Raw genomic sequence first — 14,405 nt, 5'->3', positions numbered from 1 at the left:
AAATCCTTTTTCGTTATTCATCGTCGTCATTAAATTCATAGGTTTCGTCTGCCACCGTCGCCTTACTGCAGCACTGGTACCGGCCATCGTGATAGTGGTAATGCCAGAGTATGGCGCGAAGATCGTTAATTCGGTGCGCACCCCGCCACTCGCCAATGCCGTAGATGGATTCGGCAAAGCAGAACGGCATGGTCGGATCGCGGGTTTTCTCTACTTCGCCTGCGGCATAAAGCGGAGAAATGGCACAGTAACCGGTCATCAATGGCACCAGATAACCTGCCGCCGGCTTTGGCAAATAACGCCAGTCAGCCAGCTCATTGCCAGCGTCGTTCGCGACGGATCCCATCTTTATCGCTGCAAAATCCAGCCAGGCATCTAGCATTTCAGCTTCCGGATTCTCCTGTTTGCATTGTCCAAAGTGATCTTTCAGCAGATCGCGGCGATCCAGCAATACATAACCCGGCAGCAAGCGATGCATAACGCGGCGGGTATGCGCCTCATTTTGCGGGAAAGCCATCACTTCGATTTTGCCGATGCGGGTAATCACGCCGCCCGCCAGCCGCTGATTGACACAGCGCGTAGCCAAGAGATCTGCCAGCGCCCGCGCGCCTTCATCGCCATCGGCAATCATGCCGTGGCATTCCATCAGCAAAGAGACTGTCATATGCATGCGGCCTTCTTCATTAAACGCGGCGGTTTTCTCTTCTTTCGTCAACGGGTTGCGGGTAAGCGCGAAAGATCGTTCCCAGCCGGAGCCATAAGCATGCAGTTGCTGTTTATGACAGATCACCCCACAGCCGCTCAGCGTCAGGTTACGGCTTTGCTGCAGCCAGCGGGAAAGGGCGTGGGCATAGCCCAGAAAGTGGGTAATCGCCGGGAAACCGTAGGTTAATCCGGCGATGGCGTTGGCGTTTTCCACGCTCACATGACGCAGAACAATCAATGAACTCATCGCATCGCCTCCGTCAGCGCAGACTCTGACTCCCGCATCCGGCGTTTGAACAGCGCCGCCGTCGACCACTCCCGCCGCTCGACCTCGCTAAAGCGCAGCTGTTCATGTTCCAGTTGGCGATTGAGCCAGACGCCAAAGTCCTGTGCGATCTCTTGTTTCCAGCCGCCGCCTCCGCGCGCAAATTTAAAGTCACCATCGGATTCAGCGCGCCAGGGATCAAGCCAAAGCTGCTGGGAGCGTTTTAACTCGCAGCATTCATTCGCGCTCCAACCGGCGTCCAGATTCTGTATTGCCGCCGCATAGTTAAACAAACTATCAATAATGCTGTCGGCATATGCCCAGCATTGCCGGCGCATTTCCAGCGTGTTGCCGGACGGTGCGACACTGAGCAGAAATTGTTGCATCTGGCGCACTGCCGGACGGGCATGATGTTCAAACTCACCGCGGGGGCGAAAAATGGACTTATGCTGTAACGGCGGCTTCGCAATGCTTTGCCAGACCGGCGCGGCGCAGGGCAATAAGTAAGACTTGCCCCGGCGCCCGCTATTAAGAAACGAGATGTTCTGCGGTTTGGTGCCGCCCATGTTCTGCACGGCAAGATTGGGATAAGACACATCGATCGCATCGTGCCAGCGTTGTTCCTTTCTGGCCTGACGTATCGCTTTGGCCTCATCGCTAAAACGGGCAACCGTAATGCGCTGGTGCAGCGCCTGCGCCAGCGAAGATGAATAAAGTGGGCTGAGCAGGTGATATTGGCTGCCAGCCGCGGTGTCTGATAAGGGAAAATAAATCTGTTTTGCCAGCTTATGTGAACGGAGTTGCTTATCGGTAAGCGCCCGCTTAAACCCGGTTATCCACTGCGTCAGTTGCTGTGGATCGTCCGTCAATACGGCAAGCGCGGCATGATCTTCCCGCTGCAATGCCGCAGCCAGCGAATCACCGCCGTATTCCGTCTGTAATAACTTAGCGACATCCAGCGCAGCGGCATTACCCACCGCATCCACCGCCGGTTGCCTCAGCGCGGCGGTGGAAAGATATTCCGGGCTTTCTTCCACTGGCGCAGCGCTAAACACGCTGCTGCCTTTGGCATCGCTATGGGTAAACTTCAGCGCATGGGTCACCAGGCTGATCTGCTCCGCGCGGGAAGCCGCATCGGTTAACCAGGCACGAACCTGATAGCGATCGTTAATCTCCTGCCGTTCGGCCGCCAACGCCAGCGCGTCGTTAGCAAACTTTTTTTCCGCTACCTCAAGCCTCAGCCGCCTGCGGTTTTCGATGTAGTCGATAATAAACCGACTTAGCCCGACCTCTTCCATTATCGTTCCCCTTTATCTCAACCGAGTGCGCCAAACACCCCGAGCAGTGGGTGCCATAGCCATCGTTCGTTTTTCTCTACTGCACGAACCGGTAAATTAATCTCGCCGAAACGCTGGCTGACGGCGCTCAGTTCCATATCCAGCTTCTCCGCTAACTGCGTATAGATTTGCTGATAATCCACCGTCAACCAGTTGCTGACGCCGTTTGCCAGCATGACGGTCACAGGTTGAAAGACATAGCTCTCTTTCCAGCCGGAATCATCGCTGTCCGGCATTTTGAACACAGGCTTATCGCCCTCTTCAGCGATCCAGAGGTAGTACTGTTCATCAGGAAACGACAGCCGAAACGGTTTACGGCGCTGCAATTCACCGCACCAGTCGGCGTCAGTTTTCCACCACAGCGCGGCATAGTACTCCGTTGAGCCTTTTATTCCCTGCATCGCCTTACGCAGCATATGATGTTCCAGATCCACCAGATTTTGCGCAGGCGTAAGCGATGGCCGCTGCTGAATGCGGGGAACGGCGCTGATGACGCGATACTGTTCTTCCGTCAGTAAATCCGCCAGATCGTGGCTGACCAGCTTTGGATCACCAGATGAGGAAGACTCAAACCCCGGACGACAATAGGCCGGACGGCAATCACGCAATGCCTTTACGTTTTTACGCAAAATATGCAGATTTGGCGTGACGGGCTGCTGCTGGCGATGGCGCTGAATACGCCCGGCAAGCTGAATCAATGAACGCATCGAACTGGGTTCGGCAACGGCCCAGTCAAAATCAAAATCACGCCCCACTTCCGCCACCGAGGTCGCCAGCACCACAAACAAATGATGCGATTCCGGGTCATGCGCCAGCGCCTGCCGTATTTCTTCTATCTGCCATAGCGCATCCGGATCATAACGGGTGAGAGAGGCATCCAGCCGTTGTTCAATAAAAGAACGCATCGCCAGCGGATGCTGGCTGTGATACACGCAGTAATGAATACGGTAACCGTCTGGCGACGGCTGTGTAAATAACTGGCGGGCGACGGCCACCAGCGGCGTGATATTCGCCATACGAACCAACCCCAGCGAGATCGTTTTACCCGACGGATGCATTTGATGATGCGCCTGATGCAGCGCCATCATCGATTGATGAAAACAGGCCGCCACGCCGGCAATCACGTCGCCGACCTTTGTCGTGGCGACCGTGACCGGAACCCGTTCGGCCAGACGCAGCACTGGCGCCTGGCGCAGTTTTTCCACCCTTGCCGCCACGAACGCTTGATGCGCCTGGCGGAAGGTTTTCCCCGTCTGATGGTCGCTATGCAGTGCGGTATGTTCATCAAACCAACCACAGCAGATATTCACCGGCCTATCCGGTGTCCCACACACCTGTTGATAGTCGGCCCGCCCACTGCGATAGGCGTTAAACAGCGCCTCAACCAACGCCGGCGGTAAGGTGGCGGAAGAGAGCAGCACCCGGGAACCGAGCATCCCCGCCCAGTTGACTAGGCGGCATAATGCCGGCAGGTCGGCCAGGTCAAAATCATCCGGTTCATCCAGCACCAGATCGGCGGTCAGCAGGCGCAGCATAGGCGCAATTTGTTTACCACCGCGTACACCTTCCGTTGCCGATATCAGATGGTCGATGGTGGAGACCAGCACCGGCGCGCTAAGCAATTTATGCAGCGTTGGGCTTTTACTTAACCAGGCGCTAAGGCGCCCGTCATCCAGACTGCCGTCATAACTGACATACTGGTGTTCCGCAAACAGCGCATCGGCAGATGCGCTGCCCGACCGGGCGACGTCCCGATTCAGCTCATGCAGTTGAGTAACAGCCTGCGAACCGATCAGCACCGCCAGATCGTCATCCTGCAACGTCAGTTTTTCCCGTAACGCATCGCCGGTTTGCAGCGTCAGTGTCCGTAACCCCAGCGCAACAGAAAAACGACAGCCCTGCTTTTCATCGGCCAGTCCGTACATAATGCGGGCATTGGCAAACGTTTTACCACAGCCGGTTGACGCCATATTTACGCCGAAAAACCCCTGTTCAGCGGAACGCTCGCGCAACGCGCTGGACACGTCGAAGGCTTTGTCCTGCCAGCGATATTTGGTACTGGTGGCTCGCTGTTTAAATCCTTTATGACGGGTGATGGAAGGCAGTGTTTTTCTTACTTGCGGCAGACTGCGCCCCAGCAGCAGAGCATTCTGACTGACGCCAATACAGTGTTCGTCCAACTTTTGTTTGCGTTGTCCGGTCTGACGATCGGTATTGGCAATGGCGTCGTAGGTGGCATCCTGCCAACCCACGGTCGGCGGTAGCGATGAATAGTGATGGTCGGCCAGCATCAAAACCAAACGGGCGAGATGGCTGGTAAAACGCTGGCCAAGCACACCGTACTGCGTCAGTGAACTCAGTTGCCGCGCCCGGGCGGCAAATTTATGCGCCTTACTGCGCCACGTCGTGCTGCGAATCGGCGTGCCGTATGGAAAGCGCCAGATCGCCTGTTTATCCCGTTCGCTCCAGCCTTCTCTGTCCATGTTGGTGGAGTTCCACACGGCGGTAAGTTGCTGCGTCAGCCAGCTATCGATATACGGCAGTTCAGGCGGGTGGGTATAAGGCTCAGACAACGCGTTTCCCTGTGCGGGATATGTGGGCAAACGATGATGTGACACAATCAGCCAGGCAACAGTGGTGGCCAGCGGTGGCAGCGTTTTAAACGGGTTACTGAATGGCTCAATGCCATCTTTTTGTAGTTTCTGGAGTAACACCGCCTCATCGGCAATATCGATCTGCCCGAGCGCCGTCAGCCAGCGTTGATCATCACGATCATCGACGAACGCCTGAAATAAGCGCAGAGAAACCCACTCATGCCGATATGGCTGCCAGGCTTTCCCCTCGCCGCGTAGCCCCTGCTGGAACAGCACATTCGCTTTACCAAAGTCATGGAATAGCCCGGCGATAGCGGCCAGCACGCTGACCGATTCAATACTGTGCCACGGGTTTTCATCCTGCGCTTTCAGAATATCGCGTTCGGTTGCGTTGGTCGGCACCACGCCCTGAGCATTAAAACGACGTAAATTGCCGACAATCCACAGTAATTCAGTTCTACCGGCGCTTTTGATCCAGTGGCAGGCGACGGCGGTATTACGACGCGCGGTTTTACGCAGCAGTTTGCGTAATGTCTTTAACCCCTCTAGCGTAATTGCCGTTTGCCATGTGCGATCGCCCTTGCGTTCGGCAAATTGATCCAGAACGCGGCGCGTTTCAGTTAGCGCGCGTTTATTGCATTGTGACACCAGCAGAATATTCATCGCCGAACCTGACTTAATTGCTCCGCAACGGTTATTAGAACGTTTAGAATGAAGAATCGTTTTCAGATCGGACGGGCTAAATGCATTATCCATGTACAAGTGTCCTGAAAAAGATTGATACCAACCTTCTTTAATAGATCGAGGTTCTTCCACAGCACGAGATATGCGCTGGCACCAGGCAAACCAGTAATCACCAAAGCATTAGTTTGCCGGCTTACTGCGTGTTATACCTATGAAAGACAAACACCTGCTTCATGGGTGACGATAATCATGGTAATGCCTCCTGCGCCAACTTATCCTCTCGTTCACAATAAAGCATCAATATACAGTGCGGCGCCAGCCTTAGATGCGATATGCTTTTTCTGTCTTAAGATATGTTTTTTAATTTTTTCCCATCATACGCCCAGCGCCGTAGTATAGCCCCATTAGCTAGAGTGACGATGGGGTGGGAAATGCAAAAAGTTAACCGTTTTCTTGAATTGCTGACCGGTTTTTTGATGGAAAAAGAAGACAGCGATACCGCCATCAACAAAACCACCGGTGCGGAAGATCTGGAAAACCATGTGATGCACTCGTTGCAACCGCGCGTTGCGCGTTCGGTCCCCCTGGCCGATCGCTTTATGTTTATGTAATCCCCCTAACCTGCGGGTGGCCAGCGGCATTATTGCCCTGCCGCCCGCAGCGCTGTCGTATAACTTCCGTGCAAACGGCCCGCCACGGCTTGCCATGCCCATAGCGTTAGTCCATAATCCTTCCTCTGTTGTTGGCGGGCAAATAAAGCCTTAGCAATCAGCGGGTCACAATATCAGCATTGTTTCAGTCGCGTGCGTCCGTAGCTCAGTTGGTTAGAGCACCACCTTGACATGGTGGGGGTCGGTGGTTCGAGCCCACTCGGACGCACCAAGTCTATGCCTTATCTTCCCGCACCGCGCCAATACGCAACAGCTTTACCGCCATGCTTCGGCATCGCGGGCCGCATTCTCGCAGATACCCTGCTACCAGGAACATTGCATGCTGACATTTACCGCACAAACGCCGCTCGATGATCTGGGCAACGGCCTGAAACAATGTTCCGGCATACTCAGCGATGGCACCGCGGCAAAACAGCTGGATTACGCGGCGGGCGCGTTCGGCCAACTGCTCAAGCATCCCCATCCGGTGCAGAACCGGGTTGTCGCCGGTGAGTTTGAGTTTACGGTAGGTAATGACGTCTTTATCGTGATTGCCGGCGAATCGGTCACTATCCCTGCCAACACGCCCAGCGGCTGTTTTTGCCTGGTTAGCGGCAGGCTTTGGGAAATTTCCGCCTGATTGACGTGCCGGGTAATAGCGGCCAAGTGAACAGGATGTAAACGCTGCGCAAACAGCCTGCACATAGTGCGTTTCTTTGCGCAACAACGTAAGTTGTTCCGGTGCGTTTTTCCTGGCGTTTTGGCTAAAGCTACGCCACTCATCGGTTTTTTATTTTGTTTCACGCGGCGATAGCTTTATAATGCCAGCGTCTTTTAGTTGAATGGTTTCAGCCCTTGATTCGCGAAAATACAAAAACAACATGCGCTGATTACGTCACTTTTTGCGGTGTCCTGTCTCCCATACGCGGACCAAAATTTTCCACCCGGTTGCTATCGCTGTCACCTATCCTTAACTATATTTTGCAACGTCAGGCACAATTCCTATTCCATCCCGGTGGCTTACCCACTGGTTTACTGTTTCTCTAATCCATCACAACTTGTAGAAAACATCGTCATGAAAAAGACCAAAATTGTTTGTACAATCGGCCCAAAAACCGAATCAGAAGAAATGCTGACCAACCTGCTGAACGCAGGTATGAACGTAATGCGCCTGAACTTCTCCCACGGCGATTACGAAGAACACGGTAACCGTATCAAAAACATGCGCGCCGTAATGGCCAAAACCGGTAAAAACGCCGGCATCCTGCTGGATACCAAAGGCCCTGAAATCCGCACCATGAAGCTCGAAGGCGGTACCGACGCGGCACTGGTTGCCGGCCAGACCTTCACCTTCACCACCGATCAGAGCGTTATCGGCAACAACGAACGCGTTGCCGTTACCTATCAGGGCTTCGCTGCCGACCTGCGTATCGGCAACACCGTGCTGGTTGATGACGGCCTGATCGGCATGGAAGTGCTGAACGTGACCGAAAACGAAGTGGTTTGTAAAGTGCTGAACAACGGCGATCTGGGCGAAAACAAAGGCGTTAACCTGCCGGGCGTTTCCATCCAACTGCCGGCGCTGGCGGAAAAAGACAAACGCGATCTGATCTTCGGCTGCGAACAAGGCGTAGACTTCGTTGCTGCTTCCTTCATCCGTAAACGTTCCGACGTACTGGAAATTCGTGAGCACCTGAAAGCGCACGGCGGCGAACACATTCAGATCATCTCCAAAATCGAAAACCAGGAAGGCCTGAACAACTTCGACGAAATCCTCGAAGCCTCTGACGGCATCATGGTAGCGCGTGGCGACCTGGGCGTTGAAATCCCGGTTGAAGAAGTGATCTTCGCACAGAAGATGATGATCGAGAAATGCAACCATGCACGCAAAGTGGTGATCACTGCCACCCAAATGCTCGATTCCATGATCAAAAACCCGCGCCCTACCCGTGCGGAAGCCGGCGACGTTGCCAACGCTATCCTCGATGGCACCGACGCAGTAATGCTGTCTGGCGAGTCTGCAAAAGGTAAATACCCGCTGGAAGCAGTGACCATTATGGCCACCATCTGCGAACGCACCGACCGCGTGATGCAAAGCCGCATCGACGCCCTGAACGACAGCCGCAAACTGCGCATCACCGAAGCCGTTTGCCGCGGTGCGGTTGAAACGGCGGAAAAACTGGAAGCACCGTTGATCGTTGTTGCCACCAGCGGCGGTAAATCAGCCAAATCCGTGCGTAAATACTTCCCGGGCGCGATGATCCTGGCGTTGACCACCAACGAAGTGACTGCCCGCCAGCTGATCCTGAGCAAAGGCGTTATCCCGCAGGTAGTGAAAGAAATCGCTTCCACCGACGACTTCTACCGTATCGGTAAAGAAGCGGCTCTGGCCAGCGGCCTGGCACAAAAAGGCAACGTTGTGGTGATGGTTTCTGGCGCTCTGGTACCAAGCGGCACCACCAATACTGCCTCTGTACACGTGCTTTAATCGAAAAGTGACAAAAACACGTTACGTTAAACGCCGCATTGCGGCGTTTTTTTTAACTACTGTAAACTATCCCGCCTAAAAAACCGCTGCAGATGCTTATTATTTAGCAAACAACAAATCGGAGCTGTCCGATAGAATCCGGCTGTTTTAGCTCGCTTTTTTAACTATTTTGTAAAACAAGATGCAAGTTTGAGCGAACGATCAAAATAAAGGGCCTCAACACAAAAAAATTATTCTCTTTCGAAAAAAGTTTGTGTAATACTTGTAACGCTACATGGAGATTAACTCAATCTAGAGGGTGTTATAATGAATCGTACTAAACTGGTACTGGGCGCTGTAATCCTGGGTTCCACTCTGCTGGCAGGCTGCTCTAGCAATGCTAAAATCGATCAGCTGTCTTCTGACGTTCAGACTCTGAACGCTAAAGTTGACCAACTGAGCAACGACGTGAACGCAATCCGTTCTGACGTTCAAGCAGCTAAAGACGACGCAGCACGTGCTAACCAGCGTCTGGACAACCAGGCTCACGCTTACAAAAAGTAAGATAGCTTTGGTAATTGAAAACGGTGCGCATTGTGCACCGTTTTTTTTTGCCTGCCGTTGGCTGAAACGGGCCAGACCGGCAATACGCCGGAACCGGCCCAAAACCCGCCTTAAAAGCCGCTAAACGGCGTTGCAGCGCTGCCGCTGCTCACCAGCACCGGCATCCCCGAACGGCGCGCCATGGCGCTGTCAAACTCGGTTTTATCGGTCTGAAGATCGTTCACAAACGCCTGCTTGCTGCTTGAGAGCGCAATCGGCATGGTTTGCGGATCGTCTTTTTCGGTCCTCGACAGCGGTTGATGCACCTCAACGTAACGTTTGCCGTCGGGTTCCACCGCCACCTTCACCGGTTCATTAATGATTTGCACCCGGGTGCCCTGCGGAACATGGTTAAACAGCGCTTCGATATCCTCCGGGCGAAGGCGAATGCAGCCCGAGCTGACGCGCATGCCGATGCCGAAGTTGGCGTTGGTGCCGTGGATCAGATATTGCCCCTTGCCCATCGCCAGGCGCATGGCGAACAGCCCCATCGGGTTCTCCGGCCCTGCCGGCACCACCGCCGGCAATATTTCCCCCTGCGCGGCATAGCGCTTGCGGATATTGGCGGTCGGCGTCCAGGTTGGGTTCGGGATCTTCTGGCTGATATGCGTCACTTGCAGCGGCGTATGCATCCCAACCTGGCCAATGCCGATCGGGTAGACAATGACTTTGTCCTCACCCTTGGGATAATAATACAGCCGCAGTTCCGCCAGATTGACCACGATACCTTCGCGTGGGGTGTCCGGCAGCAGCATCTGGGTCGGGATCGTCAGCACCGAGCCGGTTTTCGGCAGGTAAGGATCGGTGCCTGGGTTGGCTTCCAGCATCCCCAGCAGGCCAATTTTATAATCGGCGGCAATCATTTCCAGCGAACGGCCATCGTTCGGTACCACGTAAGTCGTATTCTCCCCAATCAGGCGGCTGTTTGCCGGCGGCAACGGGTATTCGGTCGCTTTGGCGGCGGAAACGCCGGCCAGCGCGGTGGCGAATAACATGCTCATTAAAGTCAACGCACGTTTCATGCTTTTCCCTATATTGTGACGGTTTGGCTTCGAGGCTACTCTGGCGCCCGGTGACAGGTAAATCAGACAACGCCCTGATTAAACGCCGTACGCTGAACGTTCAGCGCGCATCATGAGGCATGCACTAATAGTAGCAACCCTGCCTCCAAAGGCAATAAGTGCCCTAGAAATCAAGGTGTTATAACATGCATAAAGCGCAAGCTGGCCAGCCAATAGCGGTAATAAGTGACTGAAAAAGAAGTGATTTAGCAGAATTGTCTTGGGATAGAGAATGGCAGGTGCGCACCGGCGTTGCCGCCAATGCGCACGGGCAATCAGGCGAGCAACGCCGCCTTGGCGCGAATAGCGCGAATCATCGCTTCCAGCCCCTGGGAGCGGGAAGGCGTCAGGTGCTGGCTCAATGCCAGTTGGCTGAAGAACGGGCGAACGTCAAACTCAACGATGGCGCTCGGCCCCATACCGTGATAAAGGCTGAACACCACGGCCAGCAGCCCTTTAACGATGGCGGCGTCGCTATCGCCCTTGAACGCCACATTCCCCTGCTCGTCCAGCTGCATGACGATCCACACCTGGCTTTGGCAGCCTGAAATCAGGTTTTGCGGCTGGCGATCGGCCTCATCAAGCGCCGGCAGCTTAGCGCCCAACTCAATCACATACAGGTACTTATCTTCCCAGTTCAGGCAACGGGAAAAGTTGCGCACCAGCTTTTCTTTGTCCGGCAAAGTAGCCATGGAACTCCTTCTCGTAATATCAGGCCAGCCACGGCGTAATGTTTACGCCGATCCTTGAGAGAAAAAAGGAAACAGCCTGGCTTCTGCTGGGGCTCACCCCAGCAAAGTATGGATACGCTGCAGACCGGCAACCAACCGATCCACCTCTTCACGCGTATTATACAGCGCCAGCGAAGCGCGGCACATGCTCGGGACGTGATAAAAATCCATCAGCGGCATGGCGCAGTGGTGGCCGGTACGAATAGCAATGCCATAGCGATCGAGGAAACTGCCGACGTCATAGGCGTGATGTTTCCCCAGGTTGAAAGCAATCACCCCAGCGCGCTCCGCCGGGCCATAGACCGTCAACTGCGGCACCTGCTGCAGTGCCTCATGGGCGTAATGCATCAGCGCCTGCTCGTAGCGCTGAATAGCCTCCAGGCCCAGCTCGCTCACATAAGCAATCGCCGCCCCCAGCCCCATGATGCCGGCGGTGTTAGGCGAACCGGCCTCAAAGCGCCACGGCGGCTCGGCATAGGTGGTGCCGTTACTCAGGCTGACCTGCTGGATCATCGCCCCGCCGCCTTCCCACGGCGGCATTTGCTGCAGCAGTTGCTGCTTGCCGTACAACACGCCGATGCCAGAAGGCCCATACAGCTTATGGCCGGAGAATACATAGAAATCGCAATCCAGCGCTTGCACGTCGACAGCCTGATGCATCACCGCCTGCGCACCGTCCACCAGCACTTTCAGCCCGGCCGCTTTGGCCTGCGGAATAATTTGCTGCAGCGGATTGACGGTGCCCAACACGTTGGACACCTGCGTGATGGCCAACAGTTTGGTGGTGCTGTCGATCAACGCCGGCAATTGCGCAACGTCCAGCGTACCGTCTTGTTGCAACGGCCAAACGCGCAGCTTGACGCCCCGCGCCTGGGCCAGCATCTGCCACGGCACAATGTTGGCATGGTGTTCCATCTCGGTGATGATGATGCTGTCGCCCGGCTGGAGCAGATGGCCGCCAAAGCTGTTGGCCACCAGGTTGATGCCCTCGGTGGTGCCGCGCACGAAGACAATCTCTTCCGCCGAGGCGGCATTGATAAAGCGTGCTACTTGCTCGCGCACCGCTTCCATCTCGCTCGTGGCCTCGGCGCTCATGGTATGAATGCCACGATGCACGGCGGCATAGCCATGGCGATAGAAGTCCAGCTCGCGATCGATCACCGCCTGCGGCTTTTGCGCGCTGGCGGCGCTGTCAAGGTAGACCAACGGCTGATCGTTCACCTGGCGCGCCAAAATCGGAAAATCACTGCGTACGCGTTCGATCGGATAACTCATTTTGCCTCCCCTGGCAGGCGTGGGGCGATTTGCGCCAACACCCGCTCACGGATTGCTTCGTTTTCGATGCCTTCGGTCAGTTCGGCCGCGAAGGCAAAGATAATCATCTGCTGCGCCGCGTGCTCGCTGATGCCGCGTGAGCGCAAATAGAACAGCTGTTCGGCGTCGATACGGCCGACGGTGGCGCCATGGCTGCACTTAACGTCATCGGCATAGATTTCTAATTGGGGTTTGGTGTCGACTTCAGCCGTTTTCCCCAACAGCAGATTATGGTTGGTCATCTGCCCATCGGTCTTCAGCGCATGCTGGGCCACTTTGATCATGCCGTTAAACACCGCACGCGCGCGGTCGCTGACCACGGTCTTGTGCAACTGGCGGCTTTCGCAGTAGCCCTTATTATGCTCCAGGTAGGTACGGGTATCGCACACTTCCTGGCCAACCGGCAGCACCAGGCTGTTAATGGCAAGCGTCGTCCCTTCGCCGTTAAGCTGGGCGCTGGTATTGTGGCGCGTTAGGCCGGCGCCGAGCAGGAAGCTGTCGCTTTTCACCCGCGCGTCGCGGCCCAGCACCAGATCGTTATGGGCAAAGTGATAACTGGCTTGGCTTTCAAACGCCAGCTTGATATGGCGCAGCCCGGCGTTATCGGCCACGTTGGCCGTCAGGCGCGCTCCGGTAAAGTGCGCCGCACCGTCCAGGCTTACGTAGTGTTCGATGATTTCGGCCTCGGCACCGCGGCCCACGTCCAGGTGATGGCGGTGATGCACGGTGTTCACCTCGCCTTCCGCCGCACGCCCACTGCTGATATGCAGCAGGTATAACGGCAGCGCCGGGGCCTTGCCGGCCGGCAGGCGGATCATGCCGGTCTGCTGCGCCAGGCTTTCCGTCAGGTGCAGAAAGATCTCGGGTTGGATCGGCTCCGGCAAGGCGCGCAGCGTGCCGTAGTCGGCCAGATCAAACAGATAGCCACCCAGATCGCTGTCGCTCAACTCTGGGCTAAAACGCCCGTCGACGAACACCAGGCGGTAGGCGTCGATCGCCAGCGCCAGCGCGTCGCGCACGGCAGGGCTAACCGGCTGCGGCTGTGGCTCCAGAAACTGCTGTTCAAGCAGCCCTTCCAGCGGGGTATATTTCCAGTTTTCCTGTTTGCGCGTCGGCCAGCCCAGACGCAATGCCTGCTGCCAGTGGGCCAGCGCATGAGCGGAATGTTCACCGCCGCGGGCTTCGAACAGGCTGTAAAGCTGGCGCAGCGCCTGTGAATTATTGTTGGTCGGTAAGCCAGCCATAGCCCTGCTCCTCCAACTGTTTCACCAGCGAGAAGTCGCCGGATTTGACGATACGCCCCTGCGACAGCACGTGAACGTAATCGGGCTTGATGTAATCCAGAATACGCTGGTAGTGGGTAACAATGATAAACGCACGCTTGCCGTCACGCAGCGAGTTAACGCCGTTAGAGACGATTTTCAACGCATCGATGTCTAGGCCGGAGTCGGTTTCATCCAGAATGCACAAATCCGGCTCCAGCGCCGCCATCTGTAAGATGTCGTTGCGTTTTTTCTCACCGCCGGAAAAGCCGACGTTGACCGAACGGGTCAGCAGATCGGCCGGCATGTTCAGCAGCTTGATTTTGTCTTCAATAAAGTCGGCGAAATCGAAGCGATCCAACGGTTCTTGCTCGCGGTATTTACGCACCGCATTGACCGAGGTCTGCAGGAAGAAATGGTTGCTGACGCCGGGGATCTCCACCGGGTACTGAAACGCCAGGAACACCCCTTCACCCGCGCGATCTTCTGGATCCAGTTCCAGCAGCGGTTTGCCTTTGAACGTCACCTCGCCGTCAACCACTTCGTATTCTTCGCGCCCGGCAAGCGTCGCCGAGAGCGTGCTTTTCCCGGAGCCGTTGGGGCCCATAATGGCATGCACTTCCCCCGGTTTAACCTCCAGGTTCACCCCTTTGAGGATTTCATTGCCTTCCACGCTGACTTTTAAATTTTTGATGTTTAACATTCTGTGTCCTTAAGACGCGCCATAGTGCT

Annotated in this window: 11 protein-coding genes, 1 tRNA gene and 1 pseudogene; 5 read left to right on the top strand and 8 right to left on the bottom strand. The window is 55.5% G+C overall.

The window, feature by feature from the left end; genetic code table 11:
• Window positions 1-13: 13 nt before the first annotated feature.
• Genes csy2 through cas3f form a run of 3 tightly spaced genes read right to left on the bottom strand, consistent with a single transcriptional unit; the run spans window position 14 to window position 5,564 of the window.
• On the bottom strand, window positions 14-952 hold the full coding sequence (gene csy2, locus ACN28Q_RS23710; RefSeq protein WP_095848585.1) for a type I-F CRISPR-associated protein Csy2: 939 nt from the start codon (window positions 950-952) through the stop codon (window positions 14-16).
• On the bottom strand, window positions 949-2,268 hold the full coding sequence (gene csy1, locus ACN28Q_RS23705) for a type I-F CRISPR-associated protein Csy1 (protein ID WP_095848584.1): 1,320 nt from the start codon (window positions 2,266-2,268) through the stop codon (window positions 949-951). The genes csy2 and csy1 overlap by 4 nt, the downstream gene beginning before the upstream one ends.
• 17 nt (window positions 2,269-2,285) lie before the next feature.
• Complete coding sequence (cas3f, locus tag ACN28Q_RS23700; RefSeq protein ID WP_095848583.1) at window positions 2,286-5,564, bottom strand: type I-F CRISPR-associated helicase Cas3f; 3,279 nt, start codon at window positions 5,562-5,564, stop codon at window positions 2,286-2,288.
• A 452-nt stretch (window positions 5,565-6,016) separates the two neighbouring features.
• Between cas3f and ACN28Q_RS23695 the strand changes: the two genes are divergently transcribed.
• The 5 genes from ACN28Q_RS23695 to ACN28Q_RS23675 all read left to right on the top strand — a co-directional run bounded on the left by ACN28Q_RS23695 (window position 6,017) and on the right by ACN28Q_RS23675 (window position 9,266).
• Complete coding sequence (locus ACN28Q_RS23695; RefSeq protein ID WP_095848582.1) at window positions 6,017-6,196, top strand: hypothetical protein; 180 nt, start codon at window positions 6,017-6,019, stop codon at window positions 6,194-6,196.
• 194 nt (window positions 6,197-6,390) lie between these two features.
• Window positions 6,391-6,467: transfer RNA gene (locus ACN28Q_RS23690), tRNA-Val, on the top strand.
• Between the two features lie 108 nt (window positions 6,468-6,575).
• Window positions 6,576-6,875: a cupin domain-containing protein gene (locus ACN28Q_RS23685; protein ID WP_095848581.1), complete on the top strand. Its 300-nt coding sequence runs from the start codon at window positions 6,576-6,578 to the stop codon at window positions 6,873-6,875.
• A gap of 435 nt (window positions 6,876-7,310) precedes the next feature.
• Window positions 7,311-8,723: a pyruvate kinase PykF gene (pykF, locus tag ACN28Q_RS23680; RefSeq protein ID WP_095848580.1), complete on the top strand. Its 1,413-nt coding sequence runs from the start codon at window positions 7,311-7,313 to the stop codon at window positions 8,721-8,723.
• Window positions 8,724-9,029: 306 nt separating this feature from the next.
• Window positions 9,030-9,266 carry a major outer membrane lipoprotein gene (locus tag ACN28Q_RS23675; RefSeq protein ID WP_004943717.1) on the top strand — a complete coding sequence of 79 codons (237 nt, stop codon included), beginning with the start codon at window positions 9,030-9,032 and terminating at the stop codon, window positions 9,264-9,266.
• Between the two features lie 128 nt (window positions 9,267-9,394).
• On the opposite strand, the pseudogene ACN28Q_RS23670 reads toward ACN28Q_RS23675, so the two are convergent.
• The 5 genes and pseudogenes from ACN28Q_RS23670 to sufC form a co-directional block, all read right to left on the bottom strand.
• A pseudogene (locus ACN28Q_RS23670) lies at window positions 9,395-10,327 on the bottom strand (L,D-transpeptidase family protein); the annotation flags it as partial.
• Between the two features lie 314 nt (window positions 10,328-10,641).
• Window positions 10,642-11,058 carry a cysteine desulfuration protein SufE gene (sufE, locus tag ACN28Q_RS23665; protein ID WP_095848578.1) on the bottom strand — a complete coding sequence of 139 codons (417 nt, stop codon included), beginning with the start codon at window positions 11,056-11,058 and terminating at the stop codon, window positions 10,642-10,644.
• A gap of 93 nt (window positions 11,059-11,151) precedes the next feature.
• On the bottom strand, window positions 11,152-12,372 hold the full coding sequence (gene sufS / locus ACN28Q_RS23660; protein WP_095848577.1) for a cysteine desulfurase SufS: 1,221 nt from the start codon (window positions 12,370-12,372) through the stop codon (window positions 11,152-11,154).
• On the bottom strand, window positions 12,369-13,655 hold the full coding sequence (gene sufD / locus ACN28Q_RS23655; protein ID WP_095848576.1) for a Fe-S cluster assembly protein SufD: 1,287 nt from the start codon (window positions 13,653-13,655) through the stop codon (window positions 12,369-12,371). Before sufD ends, sufS begins: the two co-directional genes overlap by 4 nt.
• A complete protein-coding gene (sufC, locus tag ACN28Q_RS23650) occupies window positions 13,630-14,376 on the bottom strand; it encodes a Fe-S cluster assembly ATPase SufC (protein WP_095848575.1) in 747 nt (248 codons plus the stop codon). The genes sufD and sufC overlap by 26 nt, the downstream gene beginning before the upstream one ends.
• Window positions 14,377-14,405 lie beyond the last annotated feature (29 nt).

The organism is Gibbsiella quercinecans (assembly GCF_002291425.1).
GTDB classification, from domain to species: Bacteria; Pseudomonadota; Gammaproteobacteria; order Enterobacterales; family Enterobacteriaceae; genus Gibbsiella; species Gibbsiella quercinecans.
Note: the sequence above shows the minus strand (reverse complement) of the source record. Positions and strands in the feature narration are given on the sequence as shown.